Raw genomic sequence first — 20,126 nt, forward strand, 5'->3', positions numbered from 1 at the left:
GGACGGATTACGCAGGTTGGAGCCGTCGCGCGGGCCCTCCCGCCGGGGAAGACTCATCCGCGAACTCCCAGTCACCGCGAACCCCCGCGTCCACCCCACCGGCCACGCCACCGCACACCGCGAGGAGCCCCGTGATCGACCATCAGGTACGTGTCCACCCCAGCGCCGACCGACTGCCCCGCGAGGAGCAGCTCGCCTGGAAGCTGGCCGTCGTCGCCACCGGAACCCAGGACGCACCCGACCTCGATCCCGCGGCCGCGGCCACGGCGGTCGACCGGATCATCGACAACGCCGCGGTCGCCGTCGCCTCGCTGCGCCGCCGCCCGGTCGCCGTCGCCCGGGCCCAGGCGCTCGGCCACCGGACCCGTGGCGGTGCGTCGGTCTTCGGCGTCGCGGCCGGGACGCGCGTGTCTGCGGAATGGGCCGCCTGGGCCAACGGCACGGCCGTCCGCGAGCTGGACTTCCACGACACCTACCTCGCCGCCGACTACTCCCACCCCGGCGACAACCTCCCGCCCCTGCTGGCCGTGGCCCAGCGCACCGGGTGCTCCGGCGCGGACCTGCTGCGGGGCATCATCGCCGCCTACGAGATCCACGTCGCGCTGGTCAAGGGCATCTGCCTGCACGCGCACCGCATCGACCACGTCGCCCACCTCGGCGCCGCGACGGCGTGCGGCATCGGAGCGATGCTGCGGCTGGACACCGCGACCGTGTACCAGGCGGTGCAGCAGGCGGTGCACACCACCACCTCGACCCGGCAGTCGCGCAAGGGCGAGATCTCCAGCTGGAAGGCGTTCGCACCGGCCTTCGCGGGCAAGGCCGCGGTGGAAGCCGTGGACCGGGCCATGCGCGGTGAGGGATCCCCCTCGCCGATCTACGAGGGCGAGGACGGCTTCCTCGCCTGGATGCTGGACGGCCCGGACGCCTCGTACACCGTGTCACTGCCCGGGCCCGGCGAGGTGCGCCGGGCGATCCTCGACACCTACACCAAGGAACACTCCGCCGAATACCAGGCCCAGGCGGTCATCGATCTCGCCCGCACCCTGCGCGAGAAGGCCGGCCCGCTGGAGCGGGTCCGCTCGATCGTCCTGCACACCAGCCACCACACCCACCGGGTCATCGGTTCCGGCTCCGGCGACCCGCAGAAGTACGATCCCGCCGCCGGCCGCGAGACCCTCGACCACTCGGTTCCGTACATCTTCGCCGTCGCCCTCGAAGACGGCGGATGGCACCACGAGCGCTCCTACGTCCCCGAGCGCGCGGGGCGGCCCGCCACCGTCGCGCTGTGGAAGAAGATCTCCACCGCCGAGGATCCCGAGTGGACCCGGCGCTACCACGACCCGGACCCGGCCCGCCGGGCCTTCGGCGGCCGGGCCGTGATCACCTTCGAGGACGGCTCCGTCGTCGAGGACCAGCTCGCCGTCGCCGACGCGCACCCCGCCGGAGCCCGCCCCTTCGACCGGGCCGGCTACACCGCCAAGTTCCGCACGCTGACCGAGGGGACCGTCACCGGCGCCGCCCAGGACCGCTTCCTCCGGGCCGCGGACCGGCTGGCGGAGCTGGACACCACCGCCCTGGCCGGTCTCTTCCCCGCCGTCGACACCAACGCCGTCGCCGCCGCCGACGCCCGGCTCCCGAAGGGCCTGTTCTGATGCTCCACACGCGCACCACACCCGCGTCCCGCCGCCGCGCCTTGCGCGAACAGCTCGCCTCCGGGCGGCTGCTGAGGATCCCGGGCGCGATCAACCCGTACTCGGCCAGGCTCGTCCAGGAGACGGGATTCGACGCGGTGTACCTCTCGGGGGCCGTGCTCGCCGCAGACCTGGGCCTGCCCGACATCGGACTGACCACGTCCACCGAGATCGCCGCCCGCGCCCAGCAGATCACCCGCGTCACCGACCTGCCCGCCCTCGCCGACGCCGACACCGGCTTCGGCGAGCCGCTGAACGCCGCCCGTACCGTCCAGCTCATGGAGGACGCGGGTCTCGCCGGCCTCCACCTGGAGGACCAGGTCAACCCCAAACGGTGCGGCCACCTCGACGGCAAGGGCGTCGTGGCGCGCGAGGAGATGATCCGCCGGGTCCGCGCCGCCGCGGACGCCCGCCGCGACCCCGACTTCCTCCTCATGGCCCGCACCGACGCACGTGCCGTCGAAGGCCTGGCCGCCGCGATCGACCGCGCCAAGGCGTACGTGGACGCGGGCGCCGACGCCGTCTTTCCCGAAGCGCTCGCGGACGAGGCCGAGTTCGAGGCCTTCCGCGAGGCCGTCGACGTGCCCCTCCTCGCGAACATGACGGAGTTCGGGAGGAGCGGACTGCTCGACGTACGCACCCTGGAGAACCTCGGCTACAACATCGCGCTGTACCCCGTCACCCTCTTCCGCCTCGCCATGGGCGCGGTCGAGGACGGCCTGCGCACCCTCGCCGCCGAGGGCACCCAGGAGTCACTGCTGCCCCGTATGCAGACCCGCTCCCGGCTCTACGAGGTCCTCGGCTACGCGGACTACGGCGCCTTCGACTCGACCGTCGCCGACTTCACACTCCCGCCCGGCAACTGACCGACCGCACCGGAGGCCACCCATGACCACCACCACACCGGAGATCCACCGCGGTCTCACCGGTGTCGTCGTCGACACCACCGCCATCTCCACCGTCATCCAGGAGACCAACTCCCTCACCTACCGCGGGTACCCGGTCCAGGACCTGGCCGCCCGCTGCTCCTTCGAGGAGGTCGCCCACCTCCTGTGGTACGGCGAACTCCCGGACACCGGCCAACTGCGCGAGTTCCAGGCCCGCGAGCGCGCCCTGCGCCCCCTGGGCCGGACCACCGCCGAACTGCTCGCCCGGCTGCCCGAGACCTGCCACCCGATGGACGTGCTGCGCACCGCCGTCAGCGTCTTCGGCTCGGAGGACCCCACCGAGGACGACGGCAGCACCGGTGCCAACCGCGCCAAGTCCCTCGCGCTGCTCGCGAAACTGCCGGTCGTGGTGGCGGCGGACCACCGCCGCCGGCACGGGCTCCCCGCCGTCCAGCCGGAACGCTCGCTCGGATACGCCGAGAACTTCTTCCACATGTGCTTCGGCAGCGTGCCGTCCCCCGAGGTCGTCCGGTGCTTCGAGATCTCGCTCATCCTGTACGCGGAACACAGCTTCAACGCCTCGACGTTCACCGCGCGGGTCGTCACCTCCACCCTCTCCGACCTCTACAGCGCGGTCACCGCCGCCATCGGCGCCCTGAAGGGACCACTGCACGGCGGCGCCAACGAGGCCGTCATGCACATGCTGCGCGAGATCGGCGACCCCGAGCGGGCGGGGGAGTGGCTGGACGAGGCGCTGGCCGCCCGCAGGAAGATCATGGGCTTCGGGCACCGCGTCTACAAGAGCGGCGACTCCCGCGTGCCGGTCATGCAGGAAGCCGCCGACCGCCTCGTCGCCCGCACCGCCGACCCCGACGCGGCCCGCCTCGCCGCCCTGCACGCCGCGCTCCGGCACGCCATGGTCAGCCGCAAGGCAATCCATCCGAACCTCGACTATCCGGCCGCTCTGGCGTACCACCTGATGGGGTTCGACGTCCCGGCCTTCACCCCGCTCTTCGTGATGAGCCGGATCACCGGCTGGACGGCCCACATCACCGAGCAGCTGGAGCACAACGCCCTGATCCGCCCGCTCGGCTCCTACACCGGCCCCTCCCAGCGCCCGCTCCCGGACACCCGCTAGGCCCCCCGCGAGCCACCCGCGCGGCGCGTCAGGAGCTGCGGCGCCACGGGATCTCGGCCCATACCTGCTTGCCGCCGCTGAGCGGCACCGAGCCCCACGCCGACGTCGTCGCCTCGACGATGAGCAGCCCACGGCCGCCGGTCGACTCCCAGCTCACCCAGACCGGTTTGACGGGACTGCGCGGCGACGCGTCGTTCACGGCGATCCGCAGCCGGTCCGCCGACAGGGTCAGATCCATCCCCACCTCGCCCTGCGTGTGCGCGATCGCGTTGGTGACCAGCTCGGAAACGACCAGCAGAGCCTCGTCCACCTCCTCCACCACTCCCCAGGACCGCAGGGTGCGCGCGGTGAAGCGGCGCGCGTGCAGGACCGCGTCGGGCAGCCGCCACACCGTCCAGTGGCTCCGCATCGGCCGGTCCCCCTGGCCGTCGTAGCGCAGCAGCAGCAACGCCACGTCGTCGTCGCGGCGGCCCATGCCGACGACCAGCTCGTCGGCGACCCCTCCGACATCGACCGGGTCGGCCGCCGCGACCACCTCGCACACCCGCCGCATGCCCTCCTCCAGCGGCAGCCTGGCGGACTCGACCATGCCGTCGGTCAGCAGGACGAGCAGGGTACCGGGGATCAGCCCCGCCTCGGTCATCGGGAACTGCGCTTCCGCGAGCACCCCCAGCGGAGGGCCGCCCTCGACCACCATCTCCTCGGCGACCCCGTCGGGATGGCGCAGGATCGGCGGGAGATGTCCGGCCCGGACGACCCTCGCGATGCCCTCCTCCATGTCCAGGTCGACATACCCGCAGGTGGCGAACAGGTCGGTTTCCATGCCGACGAGCAGCCGGTTGGCCCGGGCGACCACCACATCGGGCGGGTGGCCCTCCACCGCGTAGGCCCTGACCGCCGTACGCATCTGCCCCATGATGGTGGCGGCCCCCGCGCTGTGCCCCTGTACGTCCCCGATGACGAAGGCGACGTGGCCGTCACGCAGCGGGATGACGTCGTACCAGTCGCCGCCGACCTCCAGCCCGGCGGTCGCGGGCAGGTAGCGGGCGACCGCGACCCCGCCCGGCAGCTCCGGGAGCTTACGGGGCAGCAGACTGCGCTGCAGCATGGTGGCGAGCTCGTGGCCCGCGTCCAGCGCGTGGGCGCGCACCAGCGCCTGCCCGACCAGCCCGGCGGTCGCGGTCAGCAGCGACCGCTCCTCCGGTCCGAACCGGTGCTCCTCGTCCCACCCCACCAGACACACCCCGACCATCCGGCCGTCGGCGGGCAGCGGCAGCACCGCGAGACCACCGGGCCCGGCGCCCAGCAGACCGGGCTCCAGGGCCGCCCCCGGCGGCCACAGACTCAAGTGCCCCCCGCGCAGCGCGCTCTGCAGGGTGGGCAGGTCGCTGAGCGCCACGTCGGGCCACTCGGACCGCCATTCCGAGCGCCAGACCTCGGGCCAGGCATCCGGCTCCGGCGGGTCCAGGGCGGTGACGATGAGCCGGTCGTGCTCCAGTTCGCCGACCGCGACCCGGGAGGCTCCGAGCGGCTCGCGCAGGGCGGCGACCACCAGCCGGCTGACCTCCCGGATGGTCGCCGCCCCCGCCAGGGTGGCCGACAGCCGCTGTACGAGGGACACCTCGTCGGCGCTGGGGCGCAGATAGGTGGCGTCGGCCACCACACCCAGGACACGCCGCGGCGTACCGTCCGGGTCCACCTCCACGCGGCAGCGCAGCCCCAGCCAGCGCAGCTCGCCGTTCGGCCGGCGGATCCGGAACGCCAGCTGCTGCCCGGCGGCGGCCAGCCGGTTCGGTTCCACGATCGCCATCAGCGCGGGCATGTCGTCGGGGACGGCGCAGGCGAGCAGGGTCTCCACCTGTCCGTCGAACTGCCCCGGAGGCAGACCGAGCAGTTCGAGCACGTGCGCGTGGGCCTCCATCCGGCCGGTGCTCAGCTCCAGGATGAACGCGCCGCCCTGGTCGGGCACCAGCGACTGCCCCAGATGCGCCTGCGGTGACTTGCGTCCGGCGAAGCGGGCGGCGACCGATTCGAGTCCCGTGGCCACCTGGTCGGCGTAGAGCTCCAGCAGGCTGCGGTCGTCGGCGCTGAAGCCGTCCCCGGCCTGCCCGGCGACGATCAGGCATCCGAGTTCCTGGTCGTCGTACCCCAGCGGCAGCGCGCCCAGCGAGATCGTGGCCGGAGAGTTCGGGGCACCGCCCCGCACCCGGGTGGGGAAGTGGTGGGGGTCCTCCTCGATGAACGCGGCCAGATCCCCGGGAGCCAGCCACAGCGGCCGGCCGGAGCGGAAGGCGTTGGCGGCCGGGGAATGGCCGGCGACGGCGAGGATCGCCGGCAGCCCGTACAGGACGCCGCGGTTTCCGGTCAGCTCGGCGAGGTGGAGTTCCCTGCCCTGGTCGGCGACCACGTAGACGGCCGCGAGCTCGGCCCCGCAGAACGAGAAGCGATGAGTGGTCACGGTCCGTATCACCTCCTCCCGGGGCATCTCGCCGGCCGCCCTCACTCCATGCTGTCGCGTCCGGGACCGTCCGGGCGAGTCCACGAACCCTGCGCCTGGCCTCCGGGCGACCGGTTCCCCTCGTCCTCGCACCGGTCGACGACGAGGATGGCCGTGTCGTCCGCGAGCCGGTTCCGGGTGTGGCGCAGCAACGCCTGGTGCAGGTCCTCCAGGAACGCCTCCCGCGTGTGGTCGCACATGGTCCCCATGGCCTCGGCCAGGTCGAAGAAGGTGTTGTGCTGGTCCCGGGCCTCGATGACACCGTCGGTGTACAGCAGCAGCCGGTCCCCCGGTGCGAACGGATAGCGGTCCGCCTGCCCGGGAGGACCGCTGAGGAACTCCTCCAGCCCGAGGGGTGGCAGGGGGGTGGCGGGCATCAGGGGCCGGACCGTGCCATGGCTCGACAGCAGCGGCGGCGGGTGCCCGCGGTTGATCACCTCGACGTGCGGGCCGTCCGGGATCTGGGCCACGAGCGCCGTGACGAACCCTTCGAGGAGGGTGTCCTCGCCCTCGGCCGCTCCCGAGACGACCGCGTCCCGCCGCAGGGCCGCTCCGCAGTGGTCGACGACCTCCGCCAGATCCTCCTCGTAGTGCACGGACTCCCGGAACGCGCCCAGCACGACCGCGGCGGCCCGTACCGCGGGCAGCCCCTTGCCCCGGACGTCACCGACGATCATCCGGACCCCGTACCGGGTCTGCACCGCCTCGTACAGATCGCCGCCGATCTGGGCTCCCGTCTCGGCCGCGAGGTACATGCTGGCCGCCTGCACCGGACCCAGCCGGGCCGGCACCGGCCGCAGCAGGACGTCCTGGGCGGCGGTGGCGATCCGCCGGACCTGGTCGAGCTCGACCTCCTGGCGCGTGCGCGCGGAGCGGCTCGTCATGAAACTCGCCGCCGTGACCAGGAACAGTGCGAGGAAGTTCGTGTACACCTGCTGGGTTCCCCAGGCGCCGTTGTAGCTGGCGGTGGTGATGCTGACACCGACCGCCACCCCGGCCGCGGCGAGCGTGCCCCGGGGTCCCATCGTCACGGCCGCCAGAGCGGGTGTCGCGACCAGCAGGGGCCCGGTGTAGAGGATGTGCAGCGGGGTGAACTCGACGAGGAGCACCAGCAGGGCGATCGCGAAGGGAACGCACTCCGCCAAGACGAAAAGGACCTGGTGGTGGCCGTCGGCTCGCGGTCCATGAGGCGAGCGCAAGGGCGCTCTCATGAGTACAGACTGCCTCGCCCGCACCCATGGCCGCCACTCCGGTCCGCCGCAACGGTGCCCGTCCGGCACGGCCGGCGCCCCCGGGCGCGCGGCGCGACCGGGTCGCCCGGCTCAGCCGCGGACCGGTGTGAGGACCACGAAGTCGGCGTTCGAGGGGTCCAGGCAGACGGCGAGCCGGCCGACGCCTTCCGCGTCCTGCGGCCCCATCTGCACGCTGCCGCCGTTCCCGGTGACCCCGGCGACCGCCGCGTCGCAGTCGGCGACGGCGAAGACGGGGTGCCAGTACGGCCGCCCCCGCGCGAGGGACAGGTGCTCCGGGGGGAGCTCCATGAGGCCGCCGTGCATCCGCTCCGCGGGGAGTCCGGCGGGGGTGATCAGGGCGTACGTGCCCCCGTCGCCGGGCAGCGTCATGTCGCCGTACTGCCAGCCGAAGACGGCGCCGTAGAACTCCTTCGCCGCCGCGGCGTCACTCGTGTACAGCTCGGTCCAGCACAGGGACCCCGGGGCGTCCACCAGCTCGACGCCCTTGCTCCGTCCCGGCTGCCAGACGGCGAACTGTCCCCCGAGGGGGTCGCTGTACTGCGCCATCCGGCCCCACTCGTCGAGATCCCGCGGTGCCACCCGGACCGTGCCGCCCGCGCGTTCCACCGCCCGGGTGGTGGCGTCCGCGTCGGTGACGCTGTGGTAGATCATCCAGGCCGGGCGCGCGCCCTCCTCGGTGAGCTTGCCGAGCCCGGCGACGATCTTTCCGTCCTTCCGGAACATCCCGCCTTCCATGTCCTCCCCACCGTCCATGGACTCGTAGTCCCACCCGAGAACGGCGGAGTAGAAGGCCGCGGCCGCAGGGACGTCGGGCACCCCGAGGTCGAGCCAGCAGGGTGAGCCGGGTGCGAAGTCGGTGGTGATCATGAGCATGCCTTTCGCGGGTCCTGTACGGCTTCAGCCTGGCAGCGGACACCGCCCCGTGCGCGTCGACACGGGGCGGCGCGGGTCAGCGAAGGCCCCGGCGGTGGCGCAGGACCGCCGCCCCGCCGAGCGCCGCCAACGCGGCGACGACCGCGGCCGACAAGCCGTAGACCACCGGCCTGCCCACATCGACACGGCCCGCCGCGACCACGTCGGCGGCGACGGTGCGCGGCGCGTCGGGCGGCGCCGGGGGGTCGAGCGATCCGACCGGATCCACGTGTCCCGCCGCGGCGAACCCCCAGTCCAGCAGGGACCGCGCTTCCTCGTACACGGCGTTCGCGCCGCCCCACTGGGGGTTCATCACCGTCGCGACCAGGGTGCGGCCGTCCCGGCGGGCGGCCGCGATCAGCGTGAAACCGGCCTGGGAGGTGTAGCCGTTCTTGACCCCGATGATCCCCGGGTAGCGGCCCAGCCCGTCCTGACCGGTCACCAGACGGTTGGTGTTCTCGATCCCGTACGTCCAGGTGGGCGTGCCGTCGGTGTGGGTGCCGCCGGGGAACTGCGCGTCGGCCGTCGCCGCGTACTCGGCGAAGGCCGGGTCGGCGAGGCCCGTACGGCCGAAGACGGCGAGGTCGTAGGCGGAGGAGGCCTGGCCGTCCGCGTCGAAGCCGTCCGGGGAGACGACGGTGGTGTCCCGTGCGCCCAGGGCCCGCGCCTTGGCCTGCATCTGCGCCGACGTGACGTCCCAGCCGCCGTTCATCTCGGCCAGTACGTGGACGGCGTCGTTGCCCGAACTGAGGAACACGCCCCGCCACAGGTCGGCCACCCGGTAGGTGTGGTCCGCGGACAGACCCACCGTGCTGCTTCCCTCCGGCACCTCGTCCAGCTCGGCGTCGGTGACCGTGTGCCGGCCCGAGCCGGGCAGGTGGGGCAGCGCGGTGAGGGCGAAGAGGGTCTTGAGGGTGCTGGCCGGCGGCAGCCGGCGGTGTGCGTCGTGGGCCGCGAGCACCGCACCCGTTCCGGCGTCCGCCACCAGCCAGGACAGGGCGGACACGTCGTCCGGCAGTGCGGGCGCCCCCTGCCGCGCCCGTACGTGGGTCCCGGACCGGTGCAACAGCGATGCGTCGACGGCGGAGGCGGGCCGAGGCGGCAGCGGCTCGGCCCGCGGCGAGCCCGCGGCCGTCGGCACGAGGAGAACCGATGCGCCGATGGCCAGGGCCGCGGCGCCCGCGCCGGTCCTGCGCCCAGAGGATCTGATGCTCATTCAACCAGCGTAGAAACGCATCGGGCGGCGCGCAGCGAGGTGTACGCCGACCGGCGGTAGGCCGGATGCGCGCACGGGCCCGGCCGTGGGTCTTCTCTTTCGGATCCTGCCGGTCGGGGCCGATCCGGATCGGGGTCCGCGTCGCCGCGTAGCGGCCCGGATGCGCGTGGGGGGTACTCCCGCCGGGCGTCGGCGGACGCGACCAGCGCGTCCTCGCCCGACCGGCCGGGCGCCGCCCACCGGTCGTCCGTGGACCGGGAGCGAGCGCGGCCGGCCGGGGCGGCGACGCCGGGTCAGACGATGTCCTCGGCGATCTCGGCCTGCTCGCGGGCGTTGCCGTAGGCCGCGGGGGTGCCGTACGAGCGGCGGGCGACGTACCACCAGATGCTGGCCAGGACCAGGACCACCGCCAGGGCGATGACCGCGTAGTTCATCGAGTCGATGGTGACGGGGGACTTCTGCGGCAGACAGAACAGGACGGTGACGAGCGCCACCCAGACGACGGCGATCCAGCCGACCGGCTTGCTCCAGCGGCCCAGGTGCCAGGGTCCGGGCTCGAAGCGGTTGCCGGCACGCAGGCGCAGGTAGATCGGGATGGCGTAGGCCGGGGTGATGCCGATGACGTTGATGGCGGTGACGGCCCCGTACGCGGTGGCCGAGTACAGCGAGGGCAGGGCCAGTACGCCCGCGACGGCGACGGCGAGCCACACGGCGGGCACCGGCGTCTGGGTCCGGCCGCTGACCTTGCGCCACAGGGCGGAGCCGGGGAGCGCGTTGTCACGGCTGAACGCGAAGACCATCCGGCTTGCGGCGGCGACCTCGGCGTTGCCGCAGAAGAGCTGCGCGACGATGACGACGAGGAGCAGGGCGGTGGCGCCGCCGGAGCCCAGCGCGTCGATGAAGATCTGGGCGGGCGGGACGCCGGTGGCGCTGCCCTGGACGGCGGCGTAGTCCTGGATGGCGAAGGTGAGGCCGGCGAGCAGGGCGAAACCGGCGATCCAGGAGACCCAGATGGCCCGGACGATGCCCTTGGCGGCGGAGACGGAGGCGTTGGAGGTCTCCTCCGACAGGTGCGCGGAGGCGTCGTAGCCGGAGAAGGTGTACTGGGCGAGCAGCAGGCCGACCGCCGCCACGTAGAACGGATTGGCCCAGCCGGTGTCGTTGACGAACTCGGTGAAGACGAACGACGCCGACTGGTGGTTGTCGGGGATGAAGGCCAGGGCCCCGACGATCACGGCGACGCCGCCCAGGTGCCACCAGACGCTGATGGAGTTGAGGACGCTGACGAGGCGGACCCCGAAGAGGTTGAGCGCGGCGTGCAGCAGCAGGATGCACAGGAAGATCAGGAACGTCGAACCGGGCGTGGGCACGAACCCGAAGCGGAGGTTGAGGAAGGCGCCGGTGAACAGGGCCGCGCCGTAGTCGATACCGGCGATGGCGCCGAGCAGGCCGAGCAGGTTCAGCCAGCCCGTGTACCAGCCCCAGCGGCGGCCGCCGAGCCGGTCGGCCATGTAGTAGAGCGCGCCGGAGGTGGGGTAGGCGCTGGTCACCTCGGCCAGGGCGAGTCCCACGCAGAGCACGAAGAGGCCTACGCCGATCCAGCCCCACAGCATCACGGCCGGGCCGCCGGAACCCATGCCGAAGCCGTACAGCGTCATGCATCCGGAGAGGACGGATATGACGGAGAAGCTGATGGCGAAGTTGCCGAAGCCGCCCATCCGGCGGGCGAGGACGGGCTGGTAGCCGAGCTCCCTGAGCCGCTGTTCCTCGTCCTGCTGGGGTGGTGCCTTGCGGTCCTGGCGGGCTGCCCATTCGGTTCTGGACACGGCGGTACCTCCGGGGGGTCTGTGGAGCACGGGGACGGTGGAGCCTGGGGGTGCGGTGCGGTGCGGTGGGCCGGGGCGCGGCCCGGGGTGTGCGGGCGGAGCGGGGGGCTGCGCCGTGGGGAGGCGGCGGGGGTCAGTCCCGGCCGGCCAGGCTGCGGGACCTGGCCTGCAGGAACACCTCCTCGGCCAGGGCGCGGTCGGCGGGGTCGCGGGTCCGCAGGGCCCACGGCAGGGTGGTCCAGTACGGGCCGATCGTGTCGAAGACCCGGGCCGCCTCGTCGAACTGCAGGGCCCCCCACAGGGCGTGGGCGAGCTGGTTGAGATCGAGCGGGGAGGCGAGTGACGGATCGGCGTGTCCGAACCAGGTGTCCAGGGCGTGGAGCGCGTCGCGGACGGCGTCCTCGGCCACCCAGTGCAGGTCCAGGGCCCGCTCCTGGCCGCGCTCGCGGCGGTAGCGCTCGACCCGTACGTAGAGCGGCAGGACGTGCACGGCGGATCCCGGCGGCGCCGAACCAGCCGCCCAGTGGACGAAGTTGGCGGCCTCGGAGAGCGGTCCGGGCGCGCCCGCGTACACGAACTGGAGCATGCGGTGGTAGGCCTCGCGGTTGTGCGGGTCCCGCTTGTCGACCTCCGCGAGGATGCCCCAGGGGCCGGGAGGCAGCATGGGGCCGGGTGGTGCGACCCGGTGCTCGGCCATCTGGCGCTGCTCGTCGAGGAGGGCGAGGGCGAGCAGGCAGACCCAGGGCACGGGGTCGGCGGGACTGATGCGGGCGGCCTCCCGGCAGGTCGCCCAGGCTTCCTGCCACAGCTCGCCGGTGCGCGCGTGCCCGGCGCGGTGGGCGCGGACGGCCCGTTCGACGCACACCCGCGTGTGCATCACGAGCGCGGCGACGCTGTGCGGTTCCTCGGCCCGCCAGGCCTGGACCACGTCGGAGCCCGCGGCGACGGCGGCGAGCACCTGGGTGCGCTGGGTCCACAGCCCCCAGTGGCCGGTGCGTTCGAGCAGGCGCGCCATGGCGACCCAGCGACCGGTGCGCAGGTCCTGGGCGGCGGAACGCAGCTCCTTGTCGTGGCCGGCCGGGTGGTAGACGGGCCGGAAATCGCTGCCCGCCATCACCTCGTCCCGGTCGACGGGCGGCGGCCCGGACGGGCGCGTTCTGCGGTGGTCGTGATCATCAGTCCTCGGATCGCATGGAAGGTGGGTCCATCCGGCCGCCGGCTGCCGTGCTGCAGCCGTGCCCGGTGCCAGGGATGCGTGAACCATGCGAGAACTGTCCGTCGAACCCCCGCCGTTGACCCACGGTCGATGTCGCTGCCCGTTGATCGGCGATCACTATATGGCGATCAGGAGCATACGCATCCAGATCCTTGTTCGAACGTAAGTATCAAGCCACGATCGGCATATGAGGATGCGTCAGTGCCGGCCGTCGTCGCCGGGCGGATCTTGACGGGTGACGTCGGCCGGTGCAGGCTTCCGACCGACGTTCGATCAAGGCGACACCAGGGACGGAGTGGTGATGACGGGCCCGGTGCTCGCTGTCGATCAAGGTACCTCGGGAACCAAGGCGCTGGTCGTCTGTCCGGTACGCGGGGTCATCGGCTCCGGATCCGCCCCCGTACGGCCCCGCTACCTGCCGGGCGGCCGCGTCGAGGTCACCCCCGGCGAACTGCTGGACTCGGTCGTCGGCGCCGGACGCGCCGCCCTGGCGGCGGCGGGGGAGCCCGTCGTGGCGGTCGGCCTCGCCAACCAGGGCGAAACCGTGCTCGCCTGGGATCCGGCGACCGGTGAACCACTGACCGACGCGATCGTCTGGCAGGACCGGCGCGCCGAACAGCTCTGCACCGATCTGGCCCCGCACGCACCGGCCCTGCGGGAGATCACCGGTCTGCCGCTCGACCCGTACTTCGCCGCCCCCAAGATGGCCTGGATACGCTGCCACCTGACCCGGAGCGGCGTCGTGACGACCAGCGACGTCTGGCTCGTCCACCGCCTCACCGGCGCGTTCGTCACCGACGCGGCGACCGCCGGCCGCACCCAGCTGCTCGACCTCGACACCACCCGCTGGTCGGAGGCGGCGCTCGACGCCTTCGGCCTCGCGGGGGAGCGGCTGCCGGAGGTCGTCGACGCGGACACCCACGTCGGCACCACCACGGCGTTCGGCCCCGAACTTCCGCTGACGGGACTGCTCGTGGACCAGCAGGCCGCGCTGCTCGCGCAGCGGGTCACCGAGCCCGGCACCGCCAAGTGCACCTACGGCACGGGCGCGTTCCTTCTCGCGCAGACCGGCCCGCGCCCCCTGCGCAGCACCTCCGGCCTGGTCGGCTGCGTGGCCTGGCGGCTCGCCGGCCGGACCAGCTACTGCCTGGACGGGCAGGTCTACACGGCCGCCTCCGCCGTACGCTGGCTCACCGACCTCGGCGTGATCTCCGGCGCCGCCGACATCGACACCGTGGGCGGGAGCGTCCCGGACGCCGGCGGCGTCACGTTCGTCCCCGCGCTCGCCGGGCTCGCCGCTCCCTGGTGGCGCGGTGACCTGCGGGGCTCGGTCACCGGTCTGGGCCTCGACACCACCGCCGGACACCTGGTGCGCGCCCTGTGCGACGGGGTCGCCGCCCAGGTGGCGGAGCTCGCGGACGCGGTCGCCGCAGACCTCGGCGCCCCGCTGACCTCCCTGCGGGTCGACGGCGGGCTGACCCGGTCCGCGCTGCTCATGCAGGCCCAGGCCGACCTCCTGGGGATCCCCGTGGAGGTCTCCGCGCTGCCGGACGTCACCGCGCTCGGCGCCGGCGCCGTCGCCCGGCTCGGGCTCGACCCCTCGCTCACCGTCGCCGAGGTCGTCCCGGAGTGGAAGCCGTCCGCCGTCTACGAGCCGCGGGCCGACGCCGCACGGGCGGCGGAGCGTCGCGCACGCTTCCGCGGGGCGGTCGCGGCCCTGCTCGGTGACGCACCGGCATGACCGTCACCGGCAGCGGTGCCGTCACCGCCAGGGGTGCCGTCACGACCGGCGGCGCCCTGCCCGCCGGGGAGTACGACGTGACGGTCGTCGGCGCCGGCGTGGTGGGCACGGCGATCGCCCGCGAACTGGCCCGGCTCCCGCTGCGGATCGCCCTGGTCGACGCGGCCGACGACGTCGGTGAGGGCACCTCGAAGGCCAACACCGCCATCCTGCACACCGGTTTCGACGCGGTGCCCGGATCCCTGGAGTCCCGGCTGGTCCGGGACGGATACCGGCTGCTCTCCGCGTACGCCGCCGAAACCGGCATCCCGGTGGAGCCGCTCGGGGCGCTCCTCGTCGCCTGGGACGAGGAGCAGCTGGCCGCACTGCCGGGTCTCGCGGAGAAGGCCGTACGCAACGGCTACCACGCGGCCCGGATCGTCCCGGCCGCAGAGGTGCGGGCCCGCGAGCCGGAGCTGGGGCCCGGGGCGCTGGGAGCGCTCGACGTGCCGGGGGAGTCCGTCGTCTGTTCCTGGACGACGCCACTCGCGTACGCCACGCAGGCCGTACGCTCCGGCGTGCACCTCCACCTCAACTGCCGGGTGCGGAACGTCCTTTCGGACCAGGCCCATACCCTGGTCACGAGCCGGGGCCCCCTGCGCACCCGGTACCTGGTGAACGCGGCCGGTCTGTACGCCGACGAGATCGACCGGCTCCTCGGCCACGAGGACTTCGCCGTGACGCCCCGGCGCGGCCAGCTGATCGTCTTCGACGAGCTCGCCCGCGGCCTGGTGCGGCACATCCTGCTGCCCGTACCGGGTGCCCTCGGGAAGGGGGTACTGGTGTCGCCGACGGTGTACGGGAACGTGATGCTCGGGCCGACCGCCGAGGACCTGGACGACAAGACGGACACCGGGTCGACCGCCGGGGGACTCGCGCTGCTGAGGGAGAAGGGCCGGCGGATCCTGCCGGCCCTCCTGGAGGAAGAGGTCACCGCCGTGTACGCGGGCCTGCGGGCCGCCACCGGCGACGACGACTACGCGATCCGGTCCCACCCCGCGCAGCGGTACGTCACCGCGGGCGGGATCCGTTCCACGGGCCTGACGGCCTCGATGGCCATCGCCGCCCATGTCGTGGAACTGCTCGCGGAGGCCGGCCTGGCGGTGTCGGGGGCCCGGGAGCCGGTTCCGGTGCGGATGCCGAACCTGGGCGAGGCCTTCCTCCGGCCCTACCGCGACGCCGGGTTGATCGCACGGGACCCGGAGTACGGCCGGATCGTCTGCCACTGCGAGCGCGTGACGCGCGGGGAGATCCGCGACGCGCTGGCCTCCACCGTCCCGCCCGGTTCGCCGGACGGCCTGCGGCGGCGCACCCGCGCACGGGCGGGCCGCTGCCAGGGCTTCCACTGCGGGGCCGCCGTCCGCGCGCTGTTCGAGGAGGGCCGGGGGTGAGCCGCGACCGCGGGGTCGACGTCCTCGTCGTCGGCGCCGGCCCCGCCGGGCTGGCCGTGGCCGCCCGCCTCGCCGGTGCGGGCGCCGGCCGTGTGGAGGTCCTCGAACGCGATCAGGAGCCGGGCGGGATCCCTCGGCGCTGCCGTCACGGCGGCTTCGGGGACCCCGTACGCCCCTGGCTCGACGGGCCCGCGTACGTACGGCAGGCCCTACGGGCGGCCACGGCGGCCGGGGCGACGGTCCGTACCGGTGTCAGCGCCACCGGCTGGGCCGGCCCGCTGACCCTGGAGACCACGAGCCCGGCCGGCCTGGAGCGGATCACGGCCCGGGCCGTCGTCCTCGCCACGGGCGCCCGCGAGCGGCCCCGCAGCGCCCGGCTGGTTCCGGGCACCCGGCCGGCGGGCGTACTGACCACCGGCGAGCTGCAGCAGTCGGTCCACCTGTACGGCCAGGACATCGGCCGGCGGGCCGTCGTGGTGGGTGCCGAGCCGGTGGCCCGCCACGCCGTACACACCCTGCGCCGGGCGGGAGCGCAGGTCGTGGCCATGGTCACGGACCGCCCCCGCGGCGCCGCAGTACCGGGAGTTCCGCTGCTCACGGCCACGACGCTGGGTGAACTGCACGGCCGGGGACGCCTGTCGGGCGTGACCGTGCGCCACGCGGACGGCCGCTGCGGGATCCTCACGTGCGACACGGTGGTCTTCACCGGCGACTGGATCCCCGACCACGAGCTGGCGCGCCGCGGCGGCGTCGCCGTGGACCCGGGCACCCGGGGCCCCTCGGTGGACGCCTCCTTCCGTACCTCGGCGCCGGGGGTCTTCGCCGTCGGCAACCTGCTCCACGGTGTCGAGCGCGCCGCCACCGCGGCCGCGGAAGGCCACGCCGCCGCGGTCCCCGTCCTGGCCCGACTCTCGGGCGAGCCGTGGCCGGAGCCCGGTCCCGTGCTGACGGTCCGGGCCCCGCTGCTGTGGGTGGCGCCGAACCGGCTCACGGACCCCGGGCGCCGGCCGCTGCTGCTGCGGTCGGGGGAGCCGCTGACCGCCCCGGTGCTGACGGCCGCCCAGGACGGCCGGCTGCTGTGGCGACGGCGGTTCCCGGTCCGGATGGCGCCGTCGCGGTCGCTGAGACTGGCGTCGGCGTGGACGGACCGGGTCGACCGGTCGGGCGGTCCGGTCGTGCTGGGCATCGGCTGACAGCCGGATTCCGCGGACGGCGAGGCGACCCCGAACGCACCCTTGACTACGTTGCGTGACATGTTGGATACTCTGTGTCACCATCCTCGTAACGTCACCCAGCGGGATACCGACCCGTCAGGAGGTACCGACGTGCCGCTCCCCGTTTTCGGACCGGCCGGCGACCCGGCCCCCTCCTGGACAGCCGGACGGCTCGCCGCGCGTGTTCCGGACTCCTGGAAGGGAACGGAGACCCATCGTGATCGAACAGATCTGGCTCCATCCACCGCTCGCCTTCGCCCGGCTGGGCCCCTCCCCCGTGCCCTGCGACAACTACCGCTGGGGAAGGAGCGACCTGTCGCCGGGCGGCACCGGCAAGACCGTCGTCGAGCCCCTCCCGTCCCTCGACGTCGCCGCCGACGGGACCCTGACGGAGCGGGAACCGGAGGGTGACCGGGTCCGCTTCAAGGACGCCGACGGCTTCCGTCCGATCTGCCCCTTCTTCGAGGTGCACGGCACGTGGACGGCCGGCGGGGAGCGGCACACCGGCGCGCTCACCACCGACGCCCTGGCCGCCGCCGGCATGGCACTCACCGACGTGCGCTGGGCCGTGGAGGTCGCCAACCTGAAGGCGCACCACTGCACCCTCTCGACCGGCGACCGGATCGAGGCACGTGCGGAGCTGGCCGGTGACGACCACCAGCGCAGACCGCTGGAGGGACGATCGCCGCAGGGGGCCGACCGGCCGCTGGTCCCGCCCGGGCGGCACGTACCGCTCGGGTCCGTCCAGGTACCCAGGCCCGACGGCGGCTTCCCCGGACTCCGGCTGCGCTTCACACCCGCCACCGGAGCGGTGTACGGCCCCACGGACCTCCGGGAGCGCTCCGAGCGGTTCGTCCTGCCGGCCGGGAACCTCTTCCTCTCCCCGGACGCACGGTGGTCCGAGTTCACCGGCGAGGACGACCCGCGGACGGTTCCCGGCGGGCTGTTCGCCGGCTCGCGGGAGGAGGACGGGGAGACGAGCCTCGGACTGGTCGACGACGTGTGCGACGGGCTGGTCACCGTCACCCTGCCGGGCGGCCTCTCGGCCCGCGCGCGGATCGTCGTGACCCCGCCCGATTTCGCCCCCGACCGCAGACCCTTCACCTCCCTGGCCGACGGCCTGGCGGACCGGGTCAAGCGCGGGGAGGTCCGCGACCCCGGCTACGTCGCCGAGCACCCGCAACTGACCGCACTGGAGATCCGCGACCTGTTCGAGCGGGTCCTGGAAGCCATGGACGCCGTCAACGTCGACGCGCAGAACGAGCGGGCGACGCTGGAGAACGAGAGCACGGCCGAGGACCTCGGCCTTCCCACGGGCCCCGCCCGGGCCCGGACCTTCGGCCCGCCGGAACCCCTGCTGGGGGTGATTCTCGCGCTCACCGAACGCGGCCGCCGCCGGCACCGCCGCTTCGTCGCGCTGGAGGCCCTGGAGGACATGTTCCGCGAACAGCCCGGGCTGATCGAACGGGCCATCAGGGAACCGGGGTCCGAAGACGTCTGGTACGACCGCCGGATGCCGGTCGCGGTGCGGGGATCCGACGCCTTCCCCATGCATCTGACCCGCCGCCAGTACGACCTGCTCGTGGCCTGGGCCGGTTCGCTGCGCGACCGGGTCGAGGAGGGGACGTGAGCGTACTGCTCCAGATCGGCCGCCGCCCGCCGGAACACGACCCGCGGTCCGGCACCGCAGCCGGCCCGCTCGGGCTCCAAACCGAGACCAGGGTGTTCCGCAGCGCCCACGGGGCCCACCTGTTCGTCGCCGACGGCAGCCGGATCTACGACCTCCCGGAAGCGGCCGCGGACCGACTGGAGGCACGGCTGTCCGCCGCCCGGGACCCCGCGCAGGATGCCGCCCTGGCCGCGGAACTCGGCCTGCCGCTGTGGGGCGGGCCGGGCGGGCCGACGGCACCGCGGATCGACGGCACCCCGGCCGCCGTGCCGCCGCTGTCCTCCCTCTCCCTCAACGTGATGCAGGCCTGCAACCTCAGCTGCGGCCACTGCTACGCCGACGAGGGCCGGTTCGGCGGCTCCGCCCGGGCCATGCCCCGCGAGACCGCGTTCGCGGCCGTGGACCGGCTCCTCGCGGAGGCCGCGCCCGGAGCCGGCGTCGTCGTCGGCTTCATGGGCGGCGAACCGCTGCTCGCCCGGGACCTGGTGCACGAGGTCGTCACCTACGCGACCCGGGCCGGAGCCGCCACCGGGCACGCCGTCCGCTTCGCGCTCACCACCAACCTCACCACGGTCCGGCCCGCCGACGCGGAACTCCTCGCCGCCCACCCGTTCACCGTCGCCGTCAGCCTGGACGGCGACCGGGCCGGTCACGACGCACTGCGCCGGGCTCCGGGCGGGGGCAGCGCCTACGACCGGCTGCGGGCCGGACTGGAGGTCCTGGAACGGTACGGAAGGCCGCGCCACCTCTCGGCACGCGTCAGCGTCACCCCGTACACCCGCCGGCTGATCGACGTACTGGAGCACGGCATCGGTCTCGGCTTCGACGAGGTCGGCTTCGCCGCCGTGGTGAGCGCCCCGGACGCCGCGTACGAGATCGGCCCCGCCGCCTTCACCGGATTCCTGGACCAGATGACCGAGTGCGGGGAAGCGGCGCTGCGCGAGCTGGGGGCGGGCCGCCCGTACCCCTTCGGCAACTTCCAGACGGCCATGTACGAACTCCACACGGGCGGCCACCGCCCCTACCCCTGCGGCGCCGGCGCCGGATACCTCAGCGCCTCCGCCGAGGGCGGCCTCTACGCCTGCCACCGGCTCGTCGACGATCCGGCCTTCGCCATGGGCTCGCTCACCCAGGGACCCGACCAGGGCGCCAGAGCGGCCCATCTCGCGGCCCGCCACGTGGACCGGGCCGAGCCCTGCCGGTCCTGCTGGGCCCGTTACCTGTGCGGCGGCGGCTGCTACCACGAGGTCAGCCGGCGCGGCCGGACCGGCTGCGACTACATCCGCGGCTGGCTGGCCTTCTGTCTGCGCGCCTACGTCGAACTCTCCCAGTCCGCACCGCGGTTCTTCCGTCAGACGGCGGTGTCCGACCTGCCGGCCGACCCGGCTGCCCTGGCCCGCTGACCCGCGCACCCGCCCCATCCGGCCGAAGGAGCC

At 73.8% G+C, this 20,126-nt stretch carries 14 protein-coding genes; 8 read left to right on the plus strand and 6 right to left on the minus strand.

Annotated elements, in window-relative coordinates; genetic code table 11:
- The first annotated feature begins 131 nt into the window (after nt 1–131).
- Genes DEJ51_RS31765 through DEJ51_RS31775 form a run of 3 tightly spaced genes read left to right on the plus strand, consistent with a single transcriptional unit; the run spans nt 132 to nt 3,716 of the window.
- The gene (locus DEJ51_RS31765) at nt 132–1,652 is read left to right on the plus strand and encodes an MmgE/PrpD family protein (RefSeq protein ID WP_150261067.1); all 1,521 of its coding nucleotides are present in this window, start codon (nt 132–134) and stop codon (nt 1,650–1,652) included.
- Entirely contained in the window at nt 1,652–2,557 is a 906-nt protein-coding gene (gene prpB / locus DEJ51_RS31770; protein ID WP_150261068.1) for a methylisocitrate lyase, read from the plus strand. Before DEJ51_RS31765 ends, prpB begins: the two co-directional genes overlap by 1 nt.
- Before the next feature lie 22 nt (nt 2,558–2,579).
- The gene (locus tag DEJ51_RS31775; RefSeq protein ID WP_150261069.1) at nt 2,580–3,716 is read left to right on the plus strand and encodes a bifunctional 2-methylcitrate synthase/citrate synthase; all 1,137 of its coding nucleotides are present in this window, start codon (nt 2,580–2,582) and stop codon (nt 3,714–3,716) included.
- A 28-nt stretch (nt 3,717–3,744) separates the two neighbouring features.
- Here the strand turns inward: DEJ51_RS31775 and DEJ51_RS31780 are convergent, their stop codons facing one another.
- From DEJ51_RS31780 to DEJ51_RS31805, 6 genes are all read right to left on the minus strand, one after another.
- Nucleotides 3,745–6,201, minus strand: a complete 2,457-nt coding sequence (locus tag DEJ51_RS31780; protein ID WP_150261070.1) for a SpoIIE family protein phosphatase — start codon at nt 6,199–6,201, stop codon at nt 3,745–3,747.
- A gap of 14 nt (nt 6,202–6,215) precedes the next feature.
- Nucleotides 6,216–7,424, minus strand: a complete 1,209-nt coding sequence (locus DEJ51_RS31785) for a PP2C family protein-serine/threonine phosphatase (protein ID WP_150261071.1) — start codon at nt 7,422–7,424, stop codon at nt 6,216–6,218.
- A 111-nt stretch (nt 7,425–7,535) separates the two neighbouring features.
- A complete protein-coding gene (locus tag DEJ51_RS31790; RefSeq protein ID WP_150261072.1) occupies nt 7,536–8,333 on the minus strand; it encodes a VOC family protein in 798 nt (265 codons plus the stop codon).
- A gap of 82 nt (nt 8,334–8,415) precedes the next feature.
- On the minus strand, nt 8,416–9,594 hold the full coding sequence (locus tag DEJ51_RS31795; protein WP_150261073.1) for a D-alanyl-D-alanine carboxypeptidase family protein: 1,179 nt from the start codon (nt 9,592–9,594) through the stop codon (nt 8,416–8,418).
- A 293-nt stretch (nt 9,595–9,887) separates the two neighbouring features.
- Complete coding sequence (locus DEJ51_RS31800; protein ID WP_317852451.1) at nt 9,888–11,312, minus strand: amino acid permease; 1,425 nt, start codon at nt 11,310–11,312, stop codon at nt 9,888–9,890.
- A gap of 241 nt (nt 11,313–11,553) precedes the next feature.
- Entirely contained in the window at nt 11,554–12,534 is a 981-nt protein-coding gene (locus tag DEJ51_RS31805; protein WP_150261075.1) for a hypothetical protein, read from the minus strand.
- A gap of 403 nt (nt 12,535–12,937) precedes the next feature.
- Between DEJ51_RS31805 and DEJ51_RS31810 the strand changes: the two genes are divergently transcribed.
- The 5 genes from DEJ51_RS31810 to DEJ51_RS31830 all read left to right on the plus strand — a co-directional run bounded on the left by DEJ51_RS31810 (nt 12,938) and on the right by DEJ51_RS31830 (nt 20,093).
- Nucleotides 12,938–14,377, plus strand: a complete 1,440-nt coding sequence (locus DEJ51_RS31810) for an FGGY family carbohydrate kinase (protein WP_150261076.1) — start codon at nt 12,938–12,940, stop codon at nt 14,375–14,377.
- Entirely contained in the window at nt 14,374–15,807 is a 1,434-nt protein-coding gene (locus DEJ51_RS31815; protein ID WP_150261077.1) for an FAD-dependent oxidoreductase, read from the plus strand. The genes DEJ51_RS31810 and DEJ51_RS31815 overlap by 4 nt, the downstream gene beginning before the upstream one ends.
- Nucleotides 15,804–17,000: an NAD(P)/FAD-dependent oxidoreductase gene (locus DEJ51_RS31820; protein WP_150261078.1), complete on the plus strand. Its 1,197-nt coding sequence runs from the start codon at nt 15,804–15,806 to the stop codon at nt 16,998–17,000. Before DEJ51_RS31815 ends, DEJ51_RS31820 begins: the two co-directional genes overlap by 4 nt.
- Before the next feature lie 238 nt (nt 17,001–17,238).
- Entirely contained in the window at nt 17,239–18,651 is a 1,413-nt protein-coding gene (locus DEJ51_RS31825) for a hypothetical protein (protein ID WP_150261079.1), read from the plus strand.
- A complete protein-coding gene (locus DEJ51_RS31830; protein ID WP_150261080.1) occupies nt 18,648–20,093 on the plus strand; it encodes a radical SAM/SPASM domain-containing protein in 1,446 nt (481 codons plus the stop codon). Before DEJ51_RS31825 ends, DEJ51_RS31830 begins: the two co-directional genes overlap by 4 nt.
- Nucleotides 20,094–20,126 lie beyond the last annotated feature (33 nt).

The sequence above is a fragment of the Streptomyces venezuelae genome (assembly GCF_008642275.1).
Taxonomy (GTDB): domain Bacteria; phylum Actinomycetota; class Actinomycetes; order Streptomycetales; family Streptomycetaceae; genus Streptomyces; species Streptomyces venezuelae_E.